The 22,294-nt window shown below is 71.5% G+C and carries 16 protein-coding genes, 3 tRNA genes and 1 pseudogene; 11 read left to right on the top strand and 9 right to left on the bottom strand.

Annotated elements, in window-relative coordinates; all coding sequences use genetic code 11:
- The first annotated feature begins 36 nt into the window (after positions 1-36).
- On the top strand, positions 37-885 hold the full coding sequence (locus tag HEP81_RS26420) for an EamA family transporter (protein ID WP_375139830.1): 849 nt from the start codon (positions 37-39) through the stop codon (positions 883-885).
- Between the two features lie 57 nt (positions 886-942).
- On the opposite strand, the pseudogene HEP81_RS26415 reads toward HEP81_RS26420, so the two are convergent.
- A pseudogene (locus HEP81_RS26415) lies at positions 943-1,878 on the bottom strand (anti-sigma factor RsbA family regulatory protein).
- A 177-nt stretch (positions 1,879-2,055) separates the two neighbouring features.
- Between HEP81_RS26415 and HEP81_RS26410 the strand changes: the two are divergent.
- The gene (locus tag HEP81_RS26410) at positions 2,056-2,739 is read left to right on the top strand and encodes an ANTAR domain-containing response regulator (protein ID WP_037655216.1); all 684 of its coding nucleotides are present in this window, start codon (positions 2,056-2,058) and stop codon (positions 2,737-2,739) included.
- A gap of 686 nt (positions 2,740-3,425) precedes the next feature.
- Here the strand turns inward: HEP81_RS26410 and HEP81_RS26405 are convergent.
- From HEP81_RS26405 to HEP81_RS26395, 3 genes are all read right to left on the bottom strand, one after another.
- A tRNA-Ile gene (locus tag HEP81_RS26405) sits at positions 3,426-3,502 on the bottom strand.
- Positions 3,503-3,678: 176 nt separating this feature from the next.
- Positions 3,679-3,751: transfer RNA gene (locus HEP81_RS26400), tRNA-Asn, on the bottom strand.
- Between the two features lie 6 nt (positions 3,752-3,757).
- Positions 3,758-3,830, bottom strand: a tRNA-Asn gene (locus HEP81_RS26395).
- A gap of 159 nt (positions 3,831-3,989) precedes the next feature.
- On the opposite strand from HEP81_RS26395, the gene HEP81_RS26390 reads away from it, so the two are divergent.
- From HEP81_RS26390 to HEP81_RS26375, 4 genes are all read left to right on the top strand, one after another.
- The gene (locus HEP81_RS26390) at positions 3,990-4,295 is read left to right on the top strand and encodes a hypothetical protein (RefSeq protein WP_037655214.1); all 306 of its coding nucleotides are present in this window, start codon (positions 3,990-3,992) and stop codon (positions 4,293-4,295) included.
- A 29-nt stretch (positions 4,296-4,324) separates the two neighbouring features.
- A complete protein-coding gene (locus HEP81_RS26385; protein WP_078967345.1) occupies positions 4,325-5,773 on the top strand; it encodes a xylulokinase in 1,449 nt (482 codons plus the stop codon).
- A 179-nt stretch (positions 5,774-5,952) separates the two neighbouring features.
- The gene (locus HEP81_RS26380) at positions 5,953-7,686 is read left to right on the top strand and encodes an ABC transporter ATP-binding protein (RefSeq protein ID WP_037655209.1); all 1,734 of its coding nucleotides are present in this window, start codon (positions 5,953-5,955) and stop codon (positions 7,684-7,686) included.
- The gene (locus tag HEP81_RS26375; protein WP_037655207.1) at positions 7,686-9,614 is read left to right on the top strand and encodes an ABC transporter ATP-binding protein; all 1,929 of its coding nucleotides are present in this window, start codon (positions 7,686-7,688) and stop codon (positions 9,612-9,614) included. The genes HEP81_RS26380 and HEP81_RS26375 overlap by 1 nt, the downstream gene beginning before the upstream one ends.
- Before the next feature lie 64 nt (positions 9,615-9,678).
- Here the strand turns inward: HEP81_RS26375 and HEP81_RS26370 are convergent, their stop codons facing one another.
- From HEP81_RS26370 to HEP81_RS26355, 4 genes are all read right to left on the bottom strand, one after another.
- Positions 9,679-10,794, bottom strand: a complete 1,116-nt coding sequence (locus tag HEP81_RS26370; protein ID WP_078967344.1) for an RNA polymerase sigma factor — start codon at positions 10,792-10,794, stop codon at positions 9,679-9,681.
- Positions 10,795-10,909: 115 nt separating this feature from the next.
- Positions 10,910-12,817 carry a DNA primase gene (gene dnaG / locus HEP81_RS26365; RefSeq protein ID WP_037655204.1) on the bottom strand — a complete coding sequence of 636 codons (1,908 nt, stop codon included), beginning with the start codon at positions 12,815-12,817 and terminating at the stop codon, positions 10,910-10,912.
- A 47-nt stretch (positions 12,818-12,864) separates the two neighbouring features.
- Positions 12,865-14,130, bottom strand: a complete 1,266-nt coding sequence (locus HEP81_RS26360; protein WP_037655202.1) for an NAD(P)/FAD-dependent oxidoreductase — start codon at positions 14,128-14,130, stop codon at positions 12,865-12,867.
- Positions 14,131-14,234: 104 nt separating this feature from the next.
- Positions 14,235-15,524, bottom strand: coding sequence for a deoxyguanosinetriphosphate triphosphohydrolase (locus tag HEP81_RS26355; protein WP_037655199.1), 1,290 nt, complete (start codon positions 15,522-15,524; stop codon positions 14,235-14,237).
- Between the two features lie 194 nt (positions 15,525-15,718).
- Here HEP81_RS26355 and HEP81_RS26350 point away from each other — a divergent pair, with 194 nt between their 5' ends.
- From HEP81_RS26350 to HEP81_RS26330, 5 genes are all read left to right on the top strand, one after another.
- Positions 15,719-16,426, top strand: coding sequence for a SanA/YdcF family protein (locus tag HEP81_RS26350; RefSeq protein WP_037655197.1), 708 nt, complete (start codon positions 15,719-15,721; stop codon positions 16,424-16,426).
- 4 nt (positions 16,427-16,430) lie between these two features.
- Positions 16,431-17,900 carry a hypothetical protein gene (locus HEP81_RS26345; RefSeq protein WP_037655195.1) on the top strand — a complete coding sequence of 490 codons (1,470 nt, stop codon included), beginning with the start codon at positions 16,431-16,433 and terminating at the stop codon, positions 17,898-17,900.
- A 149-nt stretch (positions 17,901-18,049) separates the two neighbouring features.
- The gene (locus HEP81_RS26340) at positions 18,050-19,699 is read left to right on the top strand and encodes a M4 family metallopeptidase (RefSeq protein WP_037655193.1); all 1,650 of its coding nucleotides are present in this window, start codon (positions 18,050-18,052) and stop codon (positions 19,697-19,699) included.
- A gap of 325 nt (positions 19,700-20,024) precedes the next feature.
- The gene (locus HEP81_RS26335) at positions 20,025-20,573 is read left to right on the top strand and encodes a hypothetical protein (protein ID WP_037655191.1); all 549 of its coding nucleotides are present in this window, start codon (positions 20,025-20,027) and stop codon (positions 20,571-20,573) included.
- Between the two features lie 159 nt (positions 20,574-20,732).
- Positions 20,733-21,410: a class F sortase gene (locus tag HEP81_RS26330; RefSeq protein ID WP_078967342.1), complete on the top strand. Its 678-nt coding sequence runs from the start codon at positions 20,733-20,735 to the stop codon at positions 21,408-21,410.
- Positions 21,411-21,449: 39 nt separating this feature from the next.
- Here the strand turns inward: HEP81_RS26330 and HEP81_RS26325 are convergent, their stop codons facing one another.
- Positions 21,450-22,283 carry a carbohydrate ABC transporter permease gene (locus HEP81_RS26325; RefSeq protein ID WP_037655190.1) on the bottom strand — a complete coding sequence of 278 codons (834 nt, stop codon included), beginning with the start codon at positions 22,281-22,283 and terminating at the stop codon, positions 21,450-21,452.
- Between the last annotated feature and the right edge of the window lie 11 nt (positions 22,284-22,294).

The raw sequence follows: 22,294 nt of genomic DNA, 5'->3' as shown, positions 1-22,294 counted from the left end.
GCCCGCTCGCACCTCCCCGCCAGGAGTCGCTTCGCCATGCCAGGAACCATGTCCGCCCCCGTGCTCACCGCCGTCCTGACGGCCGCGGTGCTGCACGCGGTCTGGAACTCGATCGCCCACCGGATACCGGACAAGCTCATCGGATTCACGCTGATCAGCGTCGCGTGCACCGGCTGCGCGGCCGTCCTGGTCTGCCTCACCCCGCTGCCCCCCGCGGGCGCCTGGCCGTTCCTCGCGGCCTCGGCCGCGCTCCAGGTCGCCTCGCAGCTGTTCCTGCTGCGCGCCTACCAGCTGGGCGACTTCGGGCAGATGTACCCGCTGGCCCGCGGCGTCGCCCCGCTGCTCGTGGCCATCGCCTCGGTCACCCTGCTCGGCGGCGCGCTCAGTCCGCTCCAGGCGGCGGGCGTACTGCTGGTCTCCGGCGGCCTCGCCACCCTGGCCCTGGCCTCCGGCCGCATCCGCCGCGCCCAGCTGCCGGCCCTCGGCGCCGCGCTCGGCTCGGGCACGATCATCGCGTCGTACACCCTGGTCGACAGCCTGGGCGTACGCCACTCACCCGACGCCCTCGCCTACACCGCCTGGCTCTTCCTGCTCCAGGGCCCGCTCATGCCGCTGATCGCGCTGACCAGGCGCCGCGGGAAGCTGTTCACCCAGGTACGCCCGGTTCTCGGCACCGGGCTGCTGGGCGGGGTGCTGTCCATGACGGCGTACGGCCTGGTCGTCTGGGCCCAGGCACACGGCGAGGTCGCGGCGGTCGCGGCGCTGCGGGAGACGGGCATCCTGGTCGCCGCGATCATCGCGACGCTGCTGTTCCGGGAGCCGTTCGGACGGCTGCGGCTGGTGGCGGGGGCGGTGGTCCTGACCGGGATCGGACTCATGCGCTGAGCCCGGCGACGGCCGTCGTGGCCGTCGTACGGCGGCGGATCACCGTACCCTCCGGACTCATGCGCCGAGGTGACAGCGGATCGTCGTACCGGCCGGGCTCGTGTGCGTGCGCACCAGGGCGGCCGGCAGATCGTCCAGGAGCAGGCCCCGGCCGCCGCGCCGGCCCGGGGCGGCGGGACGGCGCCCGGCCGGCGGATCGGTCAGCCGGCCCCGGTCGCGTACCTCGCACAGCACCTGGCCGCCCGCCGCCCACACGGTCGGCGTGCCGCGGCCGCCGCCGTGCACCACGCTGTTGGTGGTCAGCTCCGCGGTGACCAGCGTGAGATTCTCCAGCGCCTCACCGGCGAGCCCGAGCCCCGCACCGTGGTCCGCGGCCAAGTGCCCTACGGCGGACAGCCGTTCGGCGTCGAACCGGGCGTGGAGCACCCCGGGGCCGGCGGCGGGGGCGGGCGGCAGCGGCAGGTTGCGGCGGGCGACGGCACCCTCCGGGTCGTAGGCCGCGCCGGGCCGCTGCTCGGCGCCCTCGATGACGACGGGATGGGTGGTCCGGGCGTCGGCCGGCGCCCTCGGGTGCAGCGCGGCGGTGTCGTACGGGCACAGGATGGTGACCTCCACCGTCCCCGGAACGCGGCGTTGATCAGCGCCTCGTGCTGGACGCAGGCGGGGTGCTCGGCCCGGTCCCGGCCCGCCCAGACCGGTTCGCCGATGATCCGGGTGCGCAGGCGGGGCGGCTGGGCGTCGGCGAAGGCGCACAGCACACCGGGGATGATCCGGCCGGGGTTGCGCCCGGCCTCCCGCATGTCGAGAAACCGCACCTCTTCCCGCTCGGCGCCCAGCGCGTCCCGGATCAGCGCCGGCTTCTCCCCGGGCACGGCGACGGCGACCGGCTCCCCCCGCGGCCGGCGCGGCGCGGACGAAGGGGACGGTGCCGTCGAGGTAGGCGCGCGGGCCGCCGTAGAAGAGCGCGGGATGCGCGAAGGGCTCGCCGCTCATGAGACACCTCGCTTCCCGGCAGCGCGAACCACGCCCGCACCTTCCCTCGGCGGTACGGACCATGCGGCGCCTTTTACCCCGCGCGATTCGGCCATGCTTTCGACCACGGGGGGTGTAGGCATCCATACGCAGGGCAGGCGATCGCATGGCGCCCAAGGACCGAGCGGGAGGGGAGACATGACCTCAGCGGGACTGGCAGCCCACACCATGAGACTGAACGCCCTGGTGATCGACGCCCGGCAGAAGGGACGGCGTGCCCTTCTGACGGCCCGTGGCGAACTGGTCCACGGCGGCACGGACACCCTGGGCGACGCCCTGGCCGCGCTGCCGCCGGGCATCACCACGATCGAACTGGACCTGGCCGGGGTGTCCTTCCTGGACACGACGGGCCTGACCTGCCTGGATCTGCTGAACGAGTACGTCGGTCAGCACGACGTACGGGTCACCACGCACGGGTGGCGGGGCCAGCCGCGCCGGGTCCTGGAACTGGTGGGCCTGGACGCGACGGACCCCCTGCGCACCGGTGGGGCCGACTCCGCCGACCTCCCGGTCCGCACCGCCTCCGCGGTCGCCCGGGAACGTACCGAGCAACTGGACATGCTGCGCCTGGAGATAGCGCAGCTGCGGCAGGCGCTGGACTCCCGTCCGGTGATCGACCAGGCCCGCGGTGTCCTGATGGCCGCCCACGGCTGCACCCCCGACCAGGCCTGGGAGATCCTGCGCGAGGCGTCCCAGCACTCCAACACCAAACTCCACCGCATCGCCGCCGCCGTCACCGCGAGCGCGACCCCCGACGGCCCACCCCCACCCGAACCCCTACGCCGCGCCCTGCGCACAGCGGCGGCCCATCACGCCCCGTGAGACGCGGGCGCCTTCAGTACGGCAGGCCGCTGCCGACCACTTGGTCCTCATCGCCCCCGCCCCCTGCCGAACCTCGACCACGAATGCCTCTGCAACGGGCCTACCCAGCAGATCACTTCGGTCGGCCGCTACCCAGCTCTCCCGGCTCCCGCTGGTCCAGCCGGCCCTGAGCGCCGCCGCGGCCGTTCGGCCTCAGTACGGCAGCACGCGCCCCGACGGCGTCCTGCGATCGATCTCCTGCTCCCGCGGCGCGATGGGCCGCCGGCTGACACGTACCCGGATCCGACGCTCCATGACGCCTCCTCCTGCCGACTTCGGTAGGAGGTCCGTGCCCACGCGGAAGGGGCTTCAAGCCCCCGGGGACGGAGGGATCTGCACGGCAACGGCATTCACCAACAGCCGGAAACCAGCCAGGAGTCACCACCGCCCCGCGGAACGCGCGGCTCCGGGCAGGCGTGCTCAGCGCGGTGACTCCGGGGAGGCCCGGCCTTCGAGCCGGATGACGATTTCCGCCCCGAGCATCGAGGTCCGCCGGACTCTGGACACGATCCTCGACGGCACGGTTTCGGCCAGGGGACCCGGCTCCAAATCTTGCTCCGAACGACTGAACGGGGCCCGCCCCGGTCGAGTGGCGGTCCCCGTTCTCACGCTTCCGCAGATAGAAACGGTCCTGCGGTGACGCGTGGTGGTGGGGCGGGTGGGACTCGAACCCACGGCCGACGGATTATGAGTCCGCTGCTCTAACCGGCTGAGCTACCGCCCCATAGCGGCGTGTCGCGTACAAGTGTGCGCGCCGTCTGCCGCAGCATAGCCGCTCATACGATCTCCTGCTTCGGATGGTCGGCTTCCGCTCTGCTCACGACGATGAGGACATCCGTGCAGGCTCAGCGGTTCCCGCGGACATGAAAAAGGACCCCTGAGGGGCCCTCGTTCAGCGTGCTCCCCCGACTGGACTCGAACCAGTAACCTGCCGGTTAACAGCCGGCTGCTCTGCCAATTGAGCTACGGAGGACCGAAGCTCCCCCGACTGGACTCGAACCAGTAACCTGCCGGTTAACAGCCGGCTGCTCTGCCAATTGAGCTACGGAGGATCGCCTCGATTGCATCGAACGCGCCTCCCTGGGTATTCGCCGGGGGGCGGTTGCTCGCTGCGACACATACATTAGCGCAAGCAGGGGGGTGCTCCGCCAATCGGTACCCTCCGGATCCTGCGCCGCACCAGACACCTACACACGGGAAGGGTGGCAGCCATGCGCTACCGGCTCACGTTCATCGCCGGACTGGCCCTCGGTTACGTACTCGGCACACGGGCCGGACGCGAGCGCTACGAGCAGTTGAAGAAGTCCGCTCGTCAGTTCGCCCAGAACCCGGCCGTCCGCAACACCGCCGAGACCGCCGCCCAGCAGGGCCGCGCGTACGCCGGCAAGGCCATGCACACGGTCACGGACAAGGTGGGCGACCATGTGCCCTCCTCCGTCGCCGAGCGGGTCCGCTCCCTGCGTGACCGCACCGCGGGCGGCTCGGCGGGCGACGACTGGGGCACCAGCAACACCTAGCCCCTCGCGCATGCGGCAATATTCTCCGCATGGGGATAGTCGCCGGTTTGGACAGCTCACCTGATTTCACCCGCATCGTGGTCTGCGACACAGACACCGGTGCCGTGCTCAGGCAGGGGTACGCCCCCCATCCGGTCGATCCCCCCGAGGGCGGCCGCCCGAGCGACATCGACCCCCAGGCCTGGCTGCTCTCCCTCGGGGAAGCCGCGGGTGGCGGCCTGCTGGAGGGTGTCCAGGCCATCGGGGTCTCCGCCCAGCAGCACGCGCTGATCCCGCTGGACGCCCACGGCAACACGGTGCGCCCGGCCCTCGTCGGCGGTGACCGGCGCGCACAGGTCGCCGCCGCCGATCTCGTGGACGCCCTGGGCTCCCGGGAGGCCTGGGCGCACGCCGTCGGCTGTGTGCCGGGGGCGGCGCAGCCGGTCACCAAGCTGCGCTGGCTCGCCAAGAACGAGCCCGAGAACGCCCGGCGCACCGCCGCCCTGCTCCAGGCCCACGACTGGCTGGTCTGGCAGCTGCTGGGGCGCCCGGCGCGCCGTACCACCGACCGCGGCGGGGCCTCCGGCACCGGGTACTGGTCGGCGACCACCGGTGTCTACCGTCCCGATCTGGTCGAGCTGGCGCTCGGCCACCAGGCGATGCTGCCGGAGGTGATCGGCCCCTCCGAGGCGGCCGGCACGACCCCGGAGGGACTGCTGATCTCGGCCGGCACCGGGGAGACCATGGCGGCCGCGTTCGGGCTCGGGATCGGGCTCGGGGACGCGGTGGTGTCCCTCGGCGCCTCCGGCTCGGTGATGGCCGTGCATCCCGAGGCGCTGGCCGACCAGTCCGGGATGATCACCTCGCTCGCCGACGCCACCGGCATGCACCTGCCGGTCGTCACCACCCAGAACGCCGTACGCACCCTGCGCGGCACCGCCGAACTCCTCGGACTGCCCGATCTGGAGGGCCTGTCCGAGCTGGCGATGAAGTCCACACCGGGCGCGCACGGCCTCGTCCTGCTCCCCTACCTGGAGGGCGAGCGCACCCCGAATCTGCCGCACGCCGCGGGCACCCTCACCGGGCTGCGGCGGGAGTCGATGAAGCCGGAGCACCTGGCGCGGGCCGCGTTCGAGGGCATGCTGTGCGGGCTCGCCGACGCGCTGGACGTGCTGCGCGGCCGTGGCGTGGAGGTACGGCGGATCTTCCTGCTGGGCCCGGCCGCCGAGCTGCCCGCCGTGCAAGCCGCGGCGCCCTCGCTGTTCGGCGCCCAGGTCGTCGTACCGCAGCCCGCGGACTACACGGCGATCGGCGCGGCCCGGCAGGCGGCCTGGGCGCTGGGGGTCTCGGGGGGCACCCTGGACCCGCGCACTCCCCCGGCCTGGCAGGGCGCGGCGGCGCAGGTCCTGGAGCCGGGCGAGGAGCTGGCCGCGGGGCAGGCGGTACGGCAGCAGTTCACGACGGTGCGGGAGCAGACCCACCCGGGCGCGTTCCACTGAACCCCACTCGGCCCATGAGGGCAGAACGCCACAAAACATCCCGCAATACCCGGCACCCAGAAGGCCGTACAAAAATGCGCTGTTGGGTTAATCAGTTGAGGTAACGCGGGTGGAGTGTCCGACGATAGGGGCCAAGGGCACACCGTCCTGCCCCTGCCGCCCACTCCGAGAGACGTAGCGTGCTCATACGACTTCTACGGACCTATCTCAGGCCCTACAAGAAACCCATCACCGTGCAGGTCCTGCTCCAGTTCTTGCAGACCTGCGCCACCCTGTACCTGCCCAACCTGAACGCCCACATCATCGACAACGGCGTCGTGAAGGGGGACACGGGATACATCCTGTCCTTCGGCGCCCTGATGATCGGCATCTCGCTGGTGCAGGTCGTGTGCAACATCGGCGCCGTCTACCTGGGCGCCCGCACCGCCTCGGCGCTCGGCCGGGACATGCGCGCCGCCGTCTTCGACCGGGTGCAGTCCTTCTCCGCGCGTGAGGTGGGTCACTTCGGGGCGCCCTCGCTCATCACCCGCACCACGAACGACGTCCAGCAGATCCAGATGCTGGTCCTGATGACGTTCACGCTGATGGTCTCGGCGCCCATCATGTGCGTCGGCGGCATCGTGCTGGCGCTCGGCCTGGACGTGCCGCTGTCCGGGGTGCTGATCGCGGTCGTCCCGGTGCTGGCCATCTGTGTGACGCTGATCGTGCGCAAGCTGCGCCCGCTGTTCCGCACCATGCAGACCCGCCTGGACAAGGTGAACCAGGTGCTGCGCGAGCAGATCACCGGCAACCGGGTGATCCGCGCCTTCGTCCGCGACGAGTACGAGCAGGCCCGCTTCGGCCGGGTCAACGGCGAGCTGACCGAGATGCAGCTGGCCACCGGGCGGCTGCTGTCGCTGATGTTCCCGATGGTGATGACCGTCGTGAACGTGTCCTCCATCGCGGTGGTGTGGTTCGGCGCGCACCGCATCGACAGCGGCGGGATGCAGATCGGCGACCTGACGGCGTTCCTCGCCTATCTGATGCAGATCGTGATGTCCGTGATGATGGCCACCTTCATGTTCATGATGGTGCCGCGCGCCGAGGTGTGCGCCGAGCGGGTCCAGGAGGTCATGGACACCGGTTCCAGCGTGCTGCCGCCGCTCGCGCCGGTCACCGAGCTGCGCCGGCACGGGCATCTGGAGATCCGCGAGGCCGGCTTCCGCTATCCGGGCGCCGAGGAGCCGGTACTGCGCTCCGTCGCCCTGGAGGCCAGGCCCGGCGAGACCACGGCCGTGATCGGGTCCACCGGCAGCGGCAAGTCGACGCTGCTCGGGCTGGTCCCGCGGCTGTTCGACGCCACCGAGGGCGAGGTCCTGGTGAACGGCGTGGACGTCCGCGAGGTCGACCCCGCGCTGCTGGCACGGACGGTCGGACTCGTGCCGCAGAAGCCGTACCTCTTCGCGGGCACCGTCGCCACCAACCTGCGCTACGGCAATCCGGACGCCACCGACGAGGAGCTGTGGCACGCGCTGGAGGTGGCGCAGGCCAAGGAGTTCGTCTCCGAGCTGGAGGGCGGCCTGGACGCGCCGATCGCCCAGGGCGGCACCAATGTGTCGGGCGGTCAGCGCCAGCGGCTCGCGATCGCCCGCACGCTCGTGCAGCGCCCGGAGATCTATCTGTTCGACGACTCCTTCTCCGCGCTCGACTACGCCACCGACGCGGCCCTGCGTGCCGCGCTGGCGCAGGAGACCGCCGAGGCGACCGTCGTCATCGTCGCCCAGCGGGTGGCGACCATCCGGGACGCCGACCGGATCATCGTCCTCGACGAGGGCCGGGTGGTCGGCTCCGGCCGGCACCAGGAGCTAATGGCGAGCAACGACACCTACCGGGAGATCGTGCTCTCCCAGCTGACGGAAGCGGAGGCCGCCTGATGTCCGGGCCCATGGGACGCATGATGGCCGGGGGCGGCCCCGACCAGCGGTCGATGGACTTCAAGGGGTCGGGCAAACGACTGCTCGCCCAGTTCAAGCCCGAACGGCTCACCGTGTACGGCCTGCTGGTCTGCGTGGTGGTCAGCGTGGCCCTCAGCGTGATCGGCCCGAAGATCCTCGGCCGCGCCACCGACCTGGTCTTCTCCGGCATCATCGGCCGGCAGATGCCCGCCGGGGCCACCAAGGCGCAGGTGCTGGAGCAGATGCGGGCGCACGGCAAGGGTGCCGTCGCGGACATGCTCCAGAGCACCGACTTCACCCCGGGCAAGGGCATCGACTTCGGCGCGGTCGGCGACGTACTGCTGCTCGCGCTCATCACCTTCACGGTCGCCGGGCTGCTGATGGCCGTGGCGACGCGGCTGGTCAACCGGTCGGTGAACCGCACCATGTACCGGCTGCGCGAGTCCGTGCAGACGAAGCTGTCCCGGCTGCCGCTGTCGTACTTCGACAAGCGCCAGCGCGGCGAGGTGCTCTCGCGTGCGACCAACGACATCGACAACATCGGGCAGACGCTCCAGCAGTCGATGGGCCAGCTGATCAACTCGGTGCTGACCATCGTCGGTGTGCTGGCGATGATGTTCTGGGTCTCCTGGATCCTCGCGCTGGTCGCGCTGGTCACGGTGCCGCTGTCGTTCTTCGTCGCCACCCGGGTCGGCAAGCGTTCGCAGCCGCACTTCGTGCAGCAGTGGCGCTCCACGGGCAAGCTCAACGCCCATGTGGAGGAGATGTACACCGGGCACACGCTGGTGAAGGTGTTCGGGCGGCAGGAGGAGTCGGCGAAGCAGTTCGCGGAGCAGAACGAGGCGCTGTACGAGGCCGCGTTCAAGGCGCAGTTCAACAGCGGTGTGATGCAGCCGCTGATGATGTTCGTGTCGAACCTGAACTATGTGCTGGTGGCGGTCGTCGGTGGCCTGCGGGTCGCGTCCGGCGCGCTGTCCATCGGTGATGTGCAGGCGTTCATCCAGTACTCGCGGCAGTTCTCCATGCCGCTGACGCAGGTGGCCTCCATGGCGAACCTGGTGCAGTCCGGTGTGGCCTCGGCGGAGCGGGTCTTCGAACTCCTGGACGCCGAGGAGCAGGAGGCGGACCCGGTACCGGGCGAGCGGCCCGCGGAGCTGCGCGGGCGGGTGCGCCTTGAGCATGTGTCCTTCCGGTACGACCCGGAGAAGCCGCTGATCGAGGACCTCTCGCTCACGGTGGAGCCCGGCCATACGGTGGCCATCGTCGGCCCCACGGGGGCGGGCAAGACCACGCTGGTCAACCTGCTCATGCGGTTCTACGACGTCTCCGGCGGGCGGATCACCCTGGACGGGGTGGACGTACGGAAGATGACCCGGGACGAGCTGCGGTCCGGGATCGGCATGGTGCTCCAGGACACCTGGCTGTTCGGCGGCACCATCGCGGAGAACATCGCGTACGGCGCCTCGCGGGAGGTCACCCGGGGCGAGATCGAGGAGGCCGCGCGGGCCGCGCACGCCGACCGGTTCATCCGGACGCTGCCCGAGGGCTACGACACGGTGATCGACGACGAGGGCACGGGGGTGAGCGCCGGTGAGAAGCAGCTCATCACCATCGCGCGGGCGTTCCTGTCCGACCCGGTGATCCTGGTTCTGGACGAGGCGACGAGTTCCGTGGACACGCGGACCGAGGTGCTGATCCAGAAGGCCATGGCCAAACTCGCCGCCGGGCGTACGTCGTTCGTGATCGCGCACCGGTTGTCGACCATCCGGGACGCGGACACGATCCTCGTCATGGAGAACGGCTCCATCGTCGAACAAGGGGCGCACACCGAGCTGTTGGCGGCGGACGGGGCGTATGCCCGGCTGTACAAGGCCCAGTTCGCACAGGCGGTCGCCGAGGTGGACTAGGCGGGAAGGGAAAGGGGGCCGCCTCCGGAGTGTCTCCGGGCGGCCCCTTTCTCCTGCTCCGGCCTCAGTCGAGGTAGCCCCGCAACTGGTCGGCGTACGCGTGGTCCCTGAGCTTGTTCAGCGTCTTGGACTCGATCTGCCGTATCCGCTCGCGGGTGACGCCGAAGAGGCGGCCGATCTCCTCCAGGGTGCGGGGGCGGCCGTCGAGGAGGCCGTAGCGCAGCTGTACGACCTTGCGCTCGCGCTCGCCCAGCGTGGACAGCACGGCCTCCAGATGCTGTTTGAGCAGCAGGAACGCGGCGGACTCCATGGGGCTCGCGGCGTCGCCGTCCTCGATGAGGTCGCCGAGCGCCACATCGTCCTCCTCGCCGACGGGGGCGTGCAGCGAGATGGGCTCCTGGGCGAGCCGCAGCACCTCGCCGACCCGCTCGGGCGGAAGTTCGAGATGGGCGGCGACCTCCTCGGGTGTCGGCTCGTACCCGCGCTCCTGGAGCATCCGGCGCTGCACCCGTACGACGCGGTTGATCAGCTCCACGACATGGACCGGGACGCGGATGGTGCGGGCCTGGTCGGCGAGGGCGCGGGACATGGCCTGGCGGATCCACCAGGTGGCGTACGTGGAGAACTTGTAGCCGCGCGCGTAGTCGAACTTCTCCACGGCGCGGATCAGCCCGAGGTTTCCCTCCTGCACGAGGTCGAGCATGGTGAGCCCGCGGCCGATGTACCGCTTGGCGACGGAGACGACGAGCCGCAGATTGGCCTCGATCAGCCTGCGCTTGGCCAGTCTCCCCATGACCACCAGTTGGTCCAGTTCATGCGCCAACTCGCCGTCCAGATCGGGGGTGTTGCTCAGTTTCTCCTCCGCGAACAGCCCGGCCTCGACCCGGCGGGCCAGCTCGACCTCCTCGGCGGCGGTGAGCAGCGGGATGCGGCCTATCTCGCGCAGGTACTGCCGGAACAGATCGGCGGACGGCCCGCCGCTCTCGGTCCGCGCCGCGGCCGGCGCCTCCTCGGCACCCGCCTCCGGATGCAGCGGGGCACGCCCCTGCGGCGGCACGGCCGCGACGCCGTCGGGCTCCGCGTCCGTCTCGTCCACGCCGGCACCGGTGCTCTGGGCAGTAGGGGTGAGGGTCTGGGTCTGCACGAGGGCGACCTCCAGGATGTACGCCGGACTCGGCATCCCCCACAGTGTGGAGTACGACACATCACCGCCACGAGGGGTGTGCGGTGACTTTTTGCGTCCGATCCGTGACCCGCTGCTGACTTCGCCCGTCCGAGGAGCGCCTCGACGGCCCCTAGAGCGCCGCCGCGCCCCGTTCGCGCAGGGACTGGTCGTACTGCTGGAGGATCCACATCTCGTTCTGGACGGCGGCCAGTTGGCCCGGGTCGCCGCCGGAGGAGAGGCGGGTCATCTGGAACTCGATGTCGCGGATGCGGCGTTCGACGGCGCGGCGGCGGATCTGGACCAGGACGGTGCCGGCGTAGGTCTCGTCGACCGTGCGGCGCAGGATCGGCTCGACGGCGAGTTCGGTGACCATGGCGCGCGCGGCGTCGTCCGGCGCCGCCTCGCGGACCCGGACCAGGTACTCCTGCGGATCGGACACGCCGAACTCCGCGCCGCCCGCCTCCGCGATGGTCTGCCGTACGGCGGCGTAAGGCGGGGCGGTGAACTCGTCCACCCCGTACGCGTCGAAGGCGGGCGAGACCAACTCGGGCCGCTGGAGGGCGAGTTTGAGGAGTTCGCGTTCGGCGGCGTACACCGGGTTGCGCAGCGTGAGTGCGGGTCCCGAGCTGGCGGCGCGCGGGGCCTGCACCCACTGCTGATCGCCGCCGCGCGGCCGGTCCTGCGCCGGGCCCCGGCCGCCCCGGTCGCGCGCCCAGCGGGCCAGCTGGGCCACCCTGCGCACCACGAACTGCGTGTCCAGGATGCCGAGCAGCCCGGCCAGTTCGACCGCGACCTCGTGCTGTGCGCCGCTGTTCTTGATCCGGGCCACGATCGGCGCGGCCTCGTCCAGGGCGGCGGCGCGGCCCCCCGAGGTGTCCAGGTCGTACCGGCTGACGACCTGCCGCAGCGCGAACTCGAAGAGCGGTGTGCGGGGTTCGGCCAGGTCGGCCACCGCCTCGTCGCCCTTGGCGAGCCGCAGCTCGCAGGGGTCCATGCCGTCCGGCGCGATCGCGATGTACGTCTCGGCTGCGAACTTCTGGTCGTCCTCGAACGCCCGCAGCGCCGCCTTCTGGCCGGCCGCGTCACCGTCGAAGGTGAAGATCACCCGGGCCGAGCCGTTGTCCATCAGCAGCCGGCGCAGGATCTTGATGTGCTCGCCGCCGAAGGCCGTACCGCAGGTCGCGATGGCCGTCTTCACCCCGGCCAGATGGCAGGCCATGACATCGGTGTAGCCCTCGACCACGACCGCCCGGCTGGACTTCGCGATCTCCTTCTTGGCCAGGTCGATGCCGTAGAGGACCTGCGACTTCTTGTAGATCGCGGTCTCGGGGGTGTTGAGGTACTTGGGCCCGTTGTCGGACTCGTACAGCTTGCGGGCGCCGAAGCCGACGACCTCGCCGCCGATGTCCCGGATCGGCCACATCAGCCGGCCCCGGAAGCGGTCGATCGGTCCGCGCCGGCCTTCCTGGGAGAGGCCGGAGAGGATCAGTTCCTTGTCGCTGAAGCCCTTGCCGCGCAGATAGCGGGTGAGGTGGTCCCAGCCCTGGGGGCTGTAGCCGACGCCGAAGTGCACCGCCGCGCCCTGGTCGAAGCCGCGCTCGGCGAGGAAGACCCGGCCGGTCTCCGCCTCCGCGCTGTCCGCCAGCTGCTCGGCGTACCACTGCGCGGCGATCTTGTGCGCCTCGACCAGCCGGATGCGTTCGCCGCGCTGGGAGGCCGGGTTGTACCCGCCCTCCTCGTACCGCAGCGTGATCCCGGCCTGGGCGGCGAGCCGCTCCACCGCCTCCGAGAAGGAGAGGTGGTCCACCTTCATCACGAAGGTGATGGTGTCGCCGCCCTCCTGGCACCCGAAGCAGTGGAAGAGTCCCTTACTGGGGCTGACCTGGAAGGACGGCGACTTCTCGTCATGGAACGGGCACAGTCCCTTGAGGTTGCCGCCACCCGCGTTGCGCAGCTGGAGGTACTCGGAGACCACGGCGTCGATCGGGACCGCGTCCCGTACCGCCTTCACGTCCTCGTCGTTGATCCGTCCTGCCACGGATGAATTCTACGGTGGCGGAAGGAGCGCTCCGGGGCTTCGGGGGTTCAGGGGACGAGGTGGTCCAGCGGCACATGCGGGTCGGCCAGCGCGTCCGAGTCCACCTGGGCCCGGGACCGGATCAGCCGCTGGATCTGTTCCGTGACGTTCCACACATTCACGTTCATGCCCGCGAGCACCCGCCCCTCGCGCACCCAGAACGCGATGAACTCCCGCTTGCCCATGTCGCCCCGGATGACCACCTGGTCGTACGACCCCGGCGGCGCCCAGCCGCTGTACTCCATCCCCAGGTCGTACTGGTCGGTGAAGAAGTACGGCACCCGGTCGTACACGGTGTCCTGCCCGAGCATCGAGCGCGCCGCCGCCGGTCCCCCGTTGAGCGCGTTGGCCCAGTGCTCGACCCGGATCCGGGTGCCGAACAGCTCCAGCGGGAACGCGGCCACGTCACCGGCGGCGTAGATGTCGGGGTCGGACGTCCGCAGCCGCTCGTCCACCACGATCCCGCCGCCGTGCGCCCGGTCGGCGATCTCCAGGCCCGCCGCCTCCGCGAGCGCGGCCCGCGGCACCGCGCCGATCGCCGCGAGGACGTCGTGCGCCGGGTGCTCCTCGCCGTCGTCGGTGCGTACCGCGAGGACCAGACCGTCCTGGCCGATGATCTCGGTGAGCCGCCGCCCGAACTGGAAGCGCACCCCGTGCCCGCTGTGCAGCTGGGCGAAGACATTGCCCAGCTCGGGCCCGAGCACGCCGTGCAGCGGGGTCGGCTCCGGCTCGATCACGGTGACCTCCGCGCCGTACTCGCGCGCCGCCGCCGCGACCTCCAGGCCGATCCAGCCGGCGCCGGCGATCACGAGATGCCCGTTGTCCCGGCCGAGGGAGGCCAGCACGCCCTTGAGCCGCTCGGCGTGCGCGAGCCGGCGCAGATGGTGCACGCCCGCGAGATCGGTGCCGGGGATGTCCAGGCGGCGCGGTTCGGCGCCGGTGCACAGCAGCAGCTTGTCGTACCGGACAAGGGTGCCGTCGTCGCCGTAGCGCACGGTCTTGGCCCCGCGGTCGACGCGGTCGACGCTCTGGCCGAGGTGCAGCTCGATGTCGTTGCGCGCGTACCAGGCGGGTTCGTGCACGAAGACGCTGTCGCGCTCCTCCTTGCCGAGCAGGAAGCCCTTGGACAGCGGCGGTCGCTCGTACGGGTGGTCGCGTTCGTCGCAGATCAGTATCACCCTGCCGGTGAAGCCCTCCGCGCGGAGCGTCTCCGCCGCCTTCGCGCCGACGAGGCCGCCTCCGACGATGACGAATGTCTGATCCGCGTCGACCACTTGTATGCCTCCTCGTAAGGGTGCCGCCACCCGCGAGCGTCCCGCACACGGCGTGCCGCGGGAAGGGGGGGTGACCCGATCAGGCCACCCGGTGCACGTTCCTCTCACATATGCCCGGTCAGTCTCGCGTGCAGCGAGAGCGCGGAGGCGTCGGTGAGGGATGCGATCTGGTCGACGATCACCCGCTTGCGCGCGTGGTCGTCGGATGCCCCGTCGAACAGGGCCCGAAACTGCGGATCCAGGCCGTCCGGCGCGCGGGCGGTGAGCGCCTCGGCCAGCTCCGCCACGATCACCCGCTGATCGGCCCGCAGTCGCTCCTGCTCGGCGCGCTGCATCACATACCGGTCGGCGACCGCCTTGAGCACCGCGCACTCCATCCGGGTCTCCCTGGGCACGACCAGACGCGCGTCGTAGCGGGTGAGCCGGCCGGTTCCGTAGGCGGCGCGGGTGGCGCCCTCGGCGGCCAGACAGAACCGTCCGATGAGCTGACTGGTGGCATCCTTCAGACGGGCCTGGGCGACCGCGGTGCCGTCGTAGCCGTGCGGCCACCACTCGGCGTCCTGGAGGCGGTCGAGGGCGTCCGCGAGTTCGGCCGGTTCGGTGCCGGCGGGGACGTAGCGGCCGATGGCCACCTCGAACACGGCCTGCCGTTCGGGCTCGGCGTGCAGGCAGTTGGGGTCGATGTGGCCGGCGTGCAGGCCGTCCTCGACGTCGTGCACCGAGTAGGCCACGTCGTCGGACCAGTCCATGACCTGGGCCTCGAAGCAGGTACGGGTGCCGGGGGCGCCGGCCCTGACCCAGTCGAACACCGGGCGGTCGTCCTCGTACACACCGAATTTCCCGGACCCGGGGTCGCTGGGGTGGGCGCCGCGCGGCCAGGGGTACTTGGTGGCGGCGTCGAGCGCGGCGCGGGTGAGGTTGAGGCCGACGGAGCCCCGCTCGGTGAACCGCTTGGGCTCGATGCGGGTGAGCAGCCGCAGCGACTGGGCGTTGCCCTCGAAGCCGCCGCAGTCGTCCGCGAACGCGTTGAGTGCCTGTTCGCCGTTGTGGCCGAAGGGCGGATGGCCCAGGTCGTGGGAGAGGCAGGCGGCCTCCACGAGGTCGGGGTCGCAGCCGAGGGCCGCGCCCAGTTCCCGGCCGACCTGGGCGCACTCCAGGGAGTGGGTGAGCCGGGTGCGGGGGCTGGCGTCCCAGACCTGGCTGTGGCTGCCCGGCGTCACGACCTGTGTCTTGCCCGCGAGGCGGCGCAGCGCGGCGGAGTGCAGGATGCGGGCGCGGTCGCGCTGGAAGGCGGTGCGGCCGGGGCGTTTGTCGGGTTCGGGCGCGAAGCGCTCCAGGTCCGCGGGTCCGTAGGGGTCGGGGCCGCAGGGGCCGGGGGGTGCGCTGCCTTCCATGATTCGACAGTAGACGCAAGGGGTGACGAATGGGGGGTGCCGGGTGGCCCAGTCGTATGGCGGGAGCGGGAATTCGGCCGTCCCGGCGGGGCGGATTCGCACACCGAGGCGAACCGGACGGCCTCCGGTGGCGTCCTCGCCGAGGGGGCCGTTCTCGTGCCGAGGAGGGCCGTGTTCGTGCCGAGGGGGGCCGTATGAGGATCAGGAGACCGCGGTTGCCGCGCACCCGTACCGGGCAGCGGCGGCTGGTGCGGGCCGTGGTGGCCGGCTGTGTGCTGGTGCTGCTGCCGGGGGCCTGGCTGTTCACCTCCACGGCGGACCGGCTGCGCACGGTCGCGGACGTGCCGACCGCGCCGGTCGCGGTGGTGTTCGGGGCCGGGCTGTGGAACGGGGAGCCCTCGCCCTACCTCGCGCGCCGCCTGGACGCGACGGCGGCGCTGTACCGCGCGGGCCGGGTCGAGGTCGTCCTGGTCACCGGGGACAACAGCCGCAAGGACTACGACGAGCCGGACGCCATGCGCACGTACCTCACCAAGCACGGTGTGCCGGGCGGCAGGATCGTGCGCGACTACGCCGGCTTCGACACCTGGGACTCCTGCGTACGGGCCAAGAAGATCTTCGGCGTGGACCGTGCCGTCCTGGTCAGCCAGGGCTTCCACATCCGGCGGGCGGTCGCGCTGTGCGAGGCGGCGGGCATCGACTCGTACGGCGTCGGGGTCGACGAGCCGCACGACGCGACCTGGTACTACGGCGGCACGCGCGAGGTGTTCGCGGCGGACAAGGCACTGCTGGACACGGTCTTCCGCCCGGACCCGAAATTCCTGGGGCCCCGGGACAAGGGGGTCGCCGACGCCCTGGCCGGGGCGGGGAGTCCGCGTACGAGCCGGCGCGAGCAGGGCTGAGCCCATGGACCTCACCGATCTGACGCCCGCCGAGCGCCGGGTCCGTGACGCCTTCCCGCTCGGCGAGGGGGTCGACTTCCGGGAGGGCGATGAGGACGATCCCGGGCGGGGCGCGGACTGGGGGCCGGAGCGGACCCTACGGGCCGGATTCCTGCGGGAGTTGCTGCTGGCGGGCCCGGTGGCGGAGGGCCGTACGGCGGGCCTGAAGGTGGCGGGCGCCCGCGTCACCGGGCGGCTCGACCTGAAGTACGGCACCGTCACCTGCGCCGTCCGGCTGCGCGCCTGCCATTTCGAGCAGGCGCCCGACCTGTACGGGGCGCGGATCAGCGCCCTGGTCCTCACCGACTCGGTGCTGCCGGGGCTGACGGCCGGGACGCTGCGCGCCGACGGGGTCCTACGGATCACCTGCTGCCGCATCGCGGGCCCGGTACGGCTCCAGGGCGCCAAGCTGGCCGGGGCGTTCTTCGCCAACGGGGCGCGGCTCGGGGCGCCCGGGGCGGACCCGGAGGAGGCCGTGCTCCAGCTCAACCACGCCGAGGTGGCCACGGACGTCTGGGCGCCGGGGCTGGTCGCGCACGGCACGGTGCAGTTGAACGGGGCCGTCGTCGGCGGCCAGGTGAATCTCAACGACGCGGTGCTCGACGCCCCCGGTGGCACCGCGCTGCACGCCGAGGTGCTCGCGGTCGGCACCGATCTGCACGCGATGCGGCTGCGCGCCCTGGGCCGGGTGAACCTCAGCGGCGCCCGCATCCCCCGCCAACTCAACCTGGCGTACGCCCGGTTGTCGAACCCCGGCGGCCATGCCCTGCGCGCCAGCAGCGCGGTCGTCGGCGAGCTGTGGCTGCGCTCGGCCGCGCCGATCGAGGGCACGGTCAATCTGCGCCGCGCCCAGCTCGATCTGCTGCATGTGCCGCCCGAGGTATGGCCCGAACGGGTCCAACTCGACGGCCTCGCCTACCGCGTGCTGACCCCGCACCTGCCCCCCGAACAGCGGCTGCCACTGCTGGAACGCGAACCGGACGGGTATCTCCCGTACCCCTACGAGCAGTTGACCACCGCCTACCGCACGGTGGGCGACGACGACGCCGCCCGTACCGTCCAGCTCGCCAAGCTCCGCCGCCGCCGCGGCACCCTGCCGGTGTACGCCCGGCTGTGGGGCTACCTCCAGGACGCCGCCGTCGGCTACGGCTTCCGTCCGATGCGCGCCGCGCTCTGGCTCCTCCTGCTGCTGGGCACGGGCACCCTCGTCTTCGCCCTGCACCATCCGCCCGCCCTCAAACCCTCCGAGGCCCCCGCCTTCAACCCGCTCTTCTACACCCTGGACCTGCTTCTGCCGATCATCGACTTCGGCCAGGAGAGCGCGTACGCCCCGCGCGGCGGCTTCCAGTGGCTGTCGTACCTGCTGATCGCGCTGGGCTGGGTGCTGGCCACGACGATCGCGGCGGGCATCACCCGCTCCCTGAACCGGCAGTAGCCGACAGGCAGTCGGAACAGGCCGGACAAGGGCCCCTTCTCCCCTTCCTGTGAACTCCCTATGGACATTAATTGTCATGCCCCCTTAAATCTCAGGGGCGTCCAGCGTCATCCCCCCATGCCTGGATGGCGCCCTTTCCGAGGAGACAGATGAGCCGAATACGGCAGCACGTCCGAGGATCCCGTCGTCTCGCCACCGCCGGTGTCGCCGTCAGCAGCGCGACCCTGCTGGCCGTCACCCTCTCCCCCGCCGCCCATGCCGCCCCCAGACCCAGCCGGGCCGCCGCCGTGCAGCACGCGGCCGCGGCGCTCCGCGCGCACGCGTCGAGCCTGGGGCTGGACTCCGCGCAGGCCACGAGCGTCCGCGACGTGATCGTGGACAAGGACGGCAGCCAGCACGTCCGCTACGACCGTACCTATCACCGACTCCCGGTGCTGGGCGGCGACTTCGTCGTCCACATCGGCGCGGACGGCGGCTACCGGGGTGCCGACCGGGCGAGCCGCGCCGCGCTCGCACTGCCCTCGACCACGCCCGAGGTGTCCGCGCCCGAGGCCGCCGACCTCGCGACGAACGCGCTGCGCGCGGCCAACCTCGGGAACCGGCTCCGGCAGGTGAAAGCCAAGCCGCAGCTGATCGTGGACGCGCTGCACGGGACCCCCAGGCTGGCCTGGCGTACCGACGCGGTCGCTCTGGACTCGCTCGGCAACCCGGTCGCGCGCACCGTGCTGACCGACGCCCGCACCGGCGCCCGGATCGACGCCTGGGACAGCATCGAGACCGCCACCGGCGACGGCCGGTCGCTGTACAGCGGCACGGTGCCGCTGGAGACGACCCAGTCCGGATCGTCGTACCAGCTCAAGGACCCGACCCGGGGCAACACCTACACCGGGGACGCCGCGAACAAGACCGATCTGTGCATCTTCGGCATCTGCATCAGCCGTGCGCCCTCGACCGTGTTCACGGACACCGACAACCACTGGGGCACGGGTGCCACCGCCGACCGCTCCTCGGCCGCGGTCGACGCCCAGTACGGCACCGACGAGACCTGGGACTACTACAAGAACGTCCACGGCCGCAACGGCATCGCGGGCGACGGCAAGGGCTCGTACAACCGCGTCCACTACGGCAGCAACTACAACAACGCCTTCTGGGACGACAGTTGCTTCTGCATGACGTACGGCGACGGTGACGGGACCACCTTCGGGCCACTGGTCGCGCTGGACGTCGCCGGGCACGAGATGTCGCACGGCGTCACCTCCAAGACGGCCGGCCTGACCTACTCGGGCGAGTCCGGCGGCCTGAACGAGGCCACCTCCGACATCCTCGGCACGATGGTCGAGTGGTACGCGAACAACCCCTCGGATCCCGGTGATTACCTCATCGGCGAGCAGATCGTCCGCCCCGGCTTCGGCGGGACCGCCCTGCGCTACATGGACAAGCCCTCCAGGGACGGCAGTTCGGCCGACTACTGGAGCAGCTCGGTGGGCAACCTCGACGTCCACTACTCCTCCGGCGTCGCCAACCACTTCGCCTACCTCCTCGCGGAGGGCAGCGGCGCCAAGGTCATCAACGGCGTCAGCTACAACTCGCCCACGTACAAAGGCTCCACGGTCACCGGGATCGGCCACGACAAGGTCGGCAAGATCTGGTACCGGGCACTGACGGTCTACATGACGTCCTCCACCAACTACGCGGGCGCCCGCACGGCCACCCTCAACGCGGCCAAGGACCTCTACGGCGCGGGCAGCGCGGAGTACAACGCGGTGGCGGCGGCCTGGAGCGCGGTCAACGTCAACTGACCGAACCGGTCGGCGGTACGGGCCCGGAGGCATACCCCCGGGCCCGGCTGACGTCCCGTCACTCAGCTGGCCACCCGGTCACCCGTTCAACGGCCCCTCGTCGCTCCATTCGTGTGTTCTTCGTACTTTCTTCTTGTGCTCCCCGGCACACCACCCCTGACCTGCCCCGACTCCGCCACGGCTCAGCCGTATGGCCGCCGCGCCCGCCACCCGTTCACCGCAGTCCGGCCGATCTCTCGGCAAGCGAATCCCGGCGCGAGCCCTTTACCTCGGAAGGGCAGGGGACACACCAGTCGGACAAGCTCGACAAGCTTCGGGGAGCACCATGCGCCGCACCGCCCGTCTGCTGACCGGTACCGCGCTCGCCGTGGGAACGGCGGCGCTCGCCGCCGCGCCCGCCTACGGCGGCGCCGCGGCCACGCGCCCCGTGCGCGCCCCTACCGGCAGTCTGGAGGTGTACCCGTCCACCGCGATCCCCGGCGGACAGGTCACGGTGAACACCGCCGCCTGCGGGGACAAGGGCGGCGCGACCGGGGACGCGGGCGCGGTCGGCGCCGGTGTCTTCACCCTGGCGCCCACCACGCACCAGGGCGAGGCGATCGGTCAGTTCCAGGTGCCGCCCAGCGCGCAGCCGGGGACGTACGAGATCGTCGCGAAGTGTGCGGAGGGCAGCAGACAGGTGACGGGCGACCTGGTGGTTGCCCTCGGCGCGGCGCACGAGCAGATGCAGCCGCGGGGCAGCCTGAAGACGGGGGTCGGCGGCGCGCTCGGTCCCGACCCCGTGCAGACCGCGGCGGGCGTGACGGCGCTGGCCGTCGCCGCCGCGGGCGGTACCTGGCTCCTGCATCGCCGGGCGAGAGGCGACGGGATCTGACGGACACCCTCCGCTGTCCGTCCGCCGGTACCGCACGTCCCGCCCCCTCCGGGTCCGATGCCCCTCGCGGCCCGGAGGGGGAGGGGGTCCACCCCGGGTCCAGTTCGGGGATCCGCCCCAGGCCCAGTTCGGGGGTCCGCTCCCGGGAGAGGGGTTCGTATGCGCAGCACACGTCCGACCGGGAGCCGTACCCGTGGCATCCGCGGAGTCCGCGGGCGCGGCTCCCGGCGGCTCGGGGACACCGCGATAGCCGCGGTCACCGTCGTGGCCCTCGCCTCTGGGGTCTGGCTGCTGGGCGGCCAGTCGCACACTCCCCCGCAGCCGGCGGCCGCCGAGGGCCGCCCCGACCCCGGCGAGGAGCGCCTGTCCGCGCCCTCGCTGCCGCCGTCCCCGCCGCTGCGCATCCGTATCCCGGCCATCCGCGTGAACGCCCCGCTGATGGGCCTCGCCCTCACCTCCTCCGGCAGCCTGGACGTGCCGCCGGCGCAGAACAAGAATCTGGCCGGCTGGTACGAGGCGGGGACCACGCCGGGCGAGCGCGGGACCTCGATCGTCGCCGGACATGTGGACAACACGGAGGGGCCGGCCGTCTTCTACAATCTGGGCGCGCTCAAGCGGGGCGCCCGGATCGAGGTGGACCGCCGGGACGGCACGGTGGCCGAGTTCGCCGTGGACGCCGTCGAGGTCTACGCCGCCCGCGACTTCCCCGACCAGAAGGTCTACGGCGCCGCCTCCCGCCCCGAGTTGCGCGTGATCACCTGCGGCGGCGGCTACTCGAAGACCACCGGCTACCAGGGCAATGTGGTGGTCTTCGCCCATCTGACCGGCAGCCGCTGAGCCGCCGTCCCACCCCCCTCTTCAGTCTCCGTCTCGGCCTCAGTCGATGCCGGAGCGCTCCACCCCCGCCACGATCCAGCGCTGGAAGCACAGGAACACCACCAGCAGCGGCAGGATCGAGGCGCCCGCCGCGATGAACAGTTCGTGCAGGCGCACGACTTGGGCGGTGGTGAAGGAGGACAGCGCCACCTGGACCGTCCAGGCGTTCTGGTCCTGCCCGATCACCAGCGGCCACAGGAAGGAGTTCCAGGCGCCGAGGAAGACGATGGTGCCGACCGCCGCGAACACCGGCCGCGCGTTGGGCACGACCACCAGCCAGTACGTCCGCCAGTAGCCGAGCCCGTCGACCTGGGCCGCGTCCTCCAACTCTCGCGGGAATCCCAGGAAGTACTGCCGGAAGACGAAGCAGGCGAACGCCGAGAACAGGGTCGGCACGATCAGCCCGCGCAGCGTGGAGACCCAGCCGAGGGAGGACACCAGCACGAAGGTCGGTACGAAGGTGACGGCGGCCGGGACCAGCAGGGTGCCGAGGATGCCGTAGAACACCTTGTTCGCGTGCCGGTAGGGGATGCGGGCGAGGCCGTACCCCGCGAGGGAGGCGAGCAGCAGAGTGCCGAGGGTGGTGGCGACGGCGATCAGGGCGGAGTTGAGCAGCGAGCGGGCGAACGGTACGGAGGGGTCGTCGAACAGTTCCCGTACGTTCCCCCATCTCAACTCGGTGGGGAAGAAGGTCCATTCGGGCGAGGTGATGTCCCGCTCGCTGGACAGCCCGTTGCGCACCAGCAGATAGAAGGGGATGAGGAAGAGCAGTGCGAGCACGACGAGCACCACGGCCCGCAGCGCCCGCCCGACCCTCACCAGGGCGTCATCCATCGTCCTCACTC

Source organism: Streptomyces griseofuscus (genome assembly GCF_014673495.1).
In the GTDB taxonomy this organism is placed as follows: domain Bacteria; phylum Actinomycetota; class Actinomycetes; order Streptomycetales; family Streptomycetaceae; genus Streptomyces; species Streptomyces murinus.
Note: the sequence above shows the minus strand (reverse complement) of the source record. Positions and strands in the feature narration are given on the sequence as shown.

Excerpts from the sequence above, each read along its gene's own strand:
- HEP81_RS26420 (WP_375139830.1), top strand. The coding sequence starts at position 37 with ATGCCAGGAACCATGTCCGCCCCCGTGCTCACCGCCGTCCTGACGGCC.
- HEP81_RS26410 (WP_037655216.1), top strand. The coding sequence starts at position 2,056 with ATGACCTCAGCGGGACTGGCAGCCCACACCATGAGACTGAACGCCCTG.
- HEP81_RS26390 (WP_037655214.1), top strand. The coding sequence starts at position 3,990 with ATGCGCTACCGGCTCACGTTCATCGCCGGACTGGCCCTCGGTTACGTA.
- HEP81_RS26385 (WP_078967345.1), top strand. The coding sequence starts at position 4,325 with ATGGGGATAGTCGCCGGTTTGGACAGCTCACCTGATTTCACCCGCATC.
- HEP81_RS26375 (WP_037655207.1), top strand. The coding sequence starts at position 7,686 with ATGTCCGGGCCCATGGGACGCATGATGGCCGGGGGCGGCCCCGACCAG.
- HEP81_RS26370 (WP_078967344.1), bottom strand. The coding sequence starts at position 10,794 with ATGCCGAGTCCGGCGTACATCCTGGAGGTCGCCCTCGTGCAGACCCAG.
- HEP81_RS26355 (WP_037655199.1), bottom strand. The coding sequence starts at position 15,524 with ATGGAAGGCAGCGCACCCCCCGGCCCCTGCGGCCCCGACCCCTACGGA.
- HEP81_RS26350 (WP_037655197.1), top strand. The coding sequence starts at position 15,719 with ATGAGGATCAGGAGACCGCGGTTGCCGCGCACCCGTACCGGGCAGCGG.
- HEP81_RS26345 (WP_037655195.1), top strand. The coding sequence starts at position 16,431 with ATGGACCTCACCGATCTGACGCCCGCCGAGCGCCGGGTCCGTGACGCC.
- HEP81_RS26340 (WP_037655193.1), top strand. The coding sequence starts at position 18,050 with ATGAGCCGAATACGGCAGCACGTCCGAGGATCCCGTCGTCTCGCCACC.
- HEP81_RS26335 (WP_037655191.1), top strand. The coding sequence starts at position 20,025 with ATGCGCCGCACCGCCCGTCTGCTGACCGGTACCGCGCTCGCCGTGGGA.
- HEP81_RS26330 (WP_078967342.1), top strand. The coding sequence starts at position 20,733 with ATGCGCAGCACACGTCCGACCGGGAGCCGTACCCGTGGCATCCGCGGA.
- HEP81_RS26325 (WP_037655190.1), bottom strand. The coding sequence starts at position 22,283 with ATGGATGACGCCCTGGTGAGGGTCGGGCGGGCGCTGCGGGCCGTGGTG.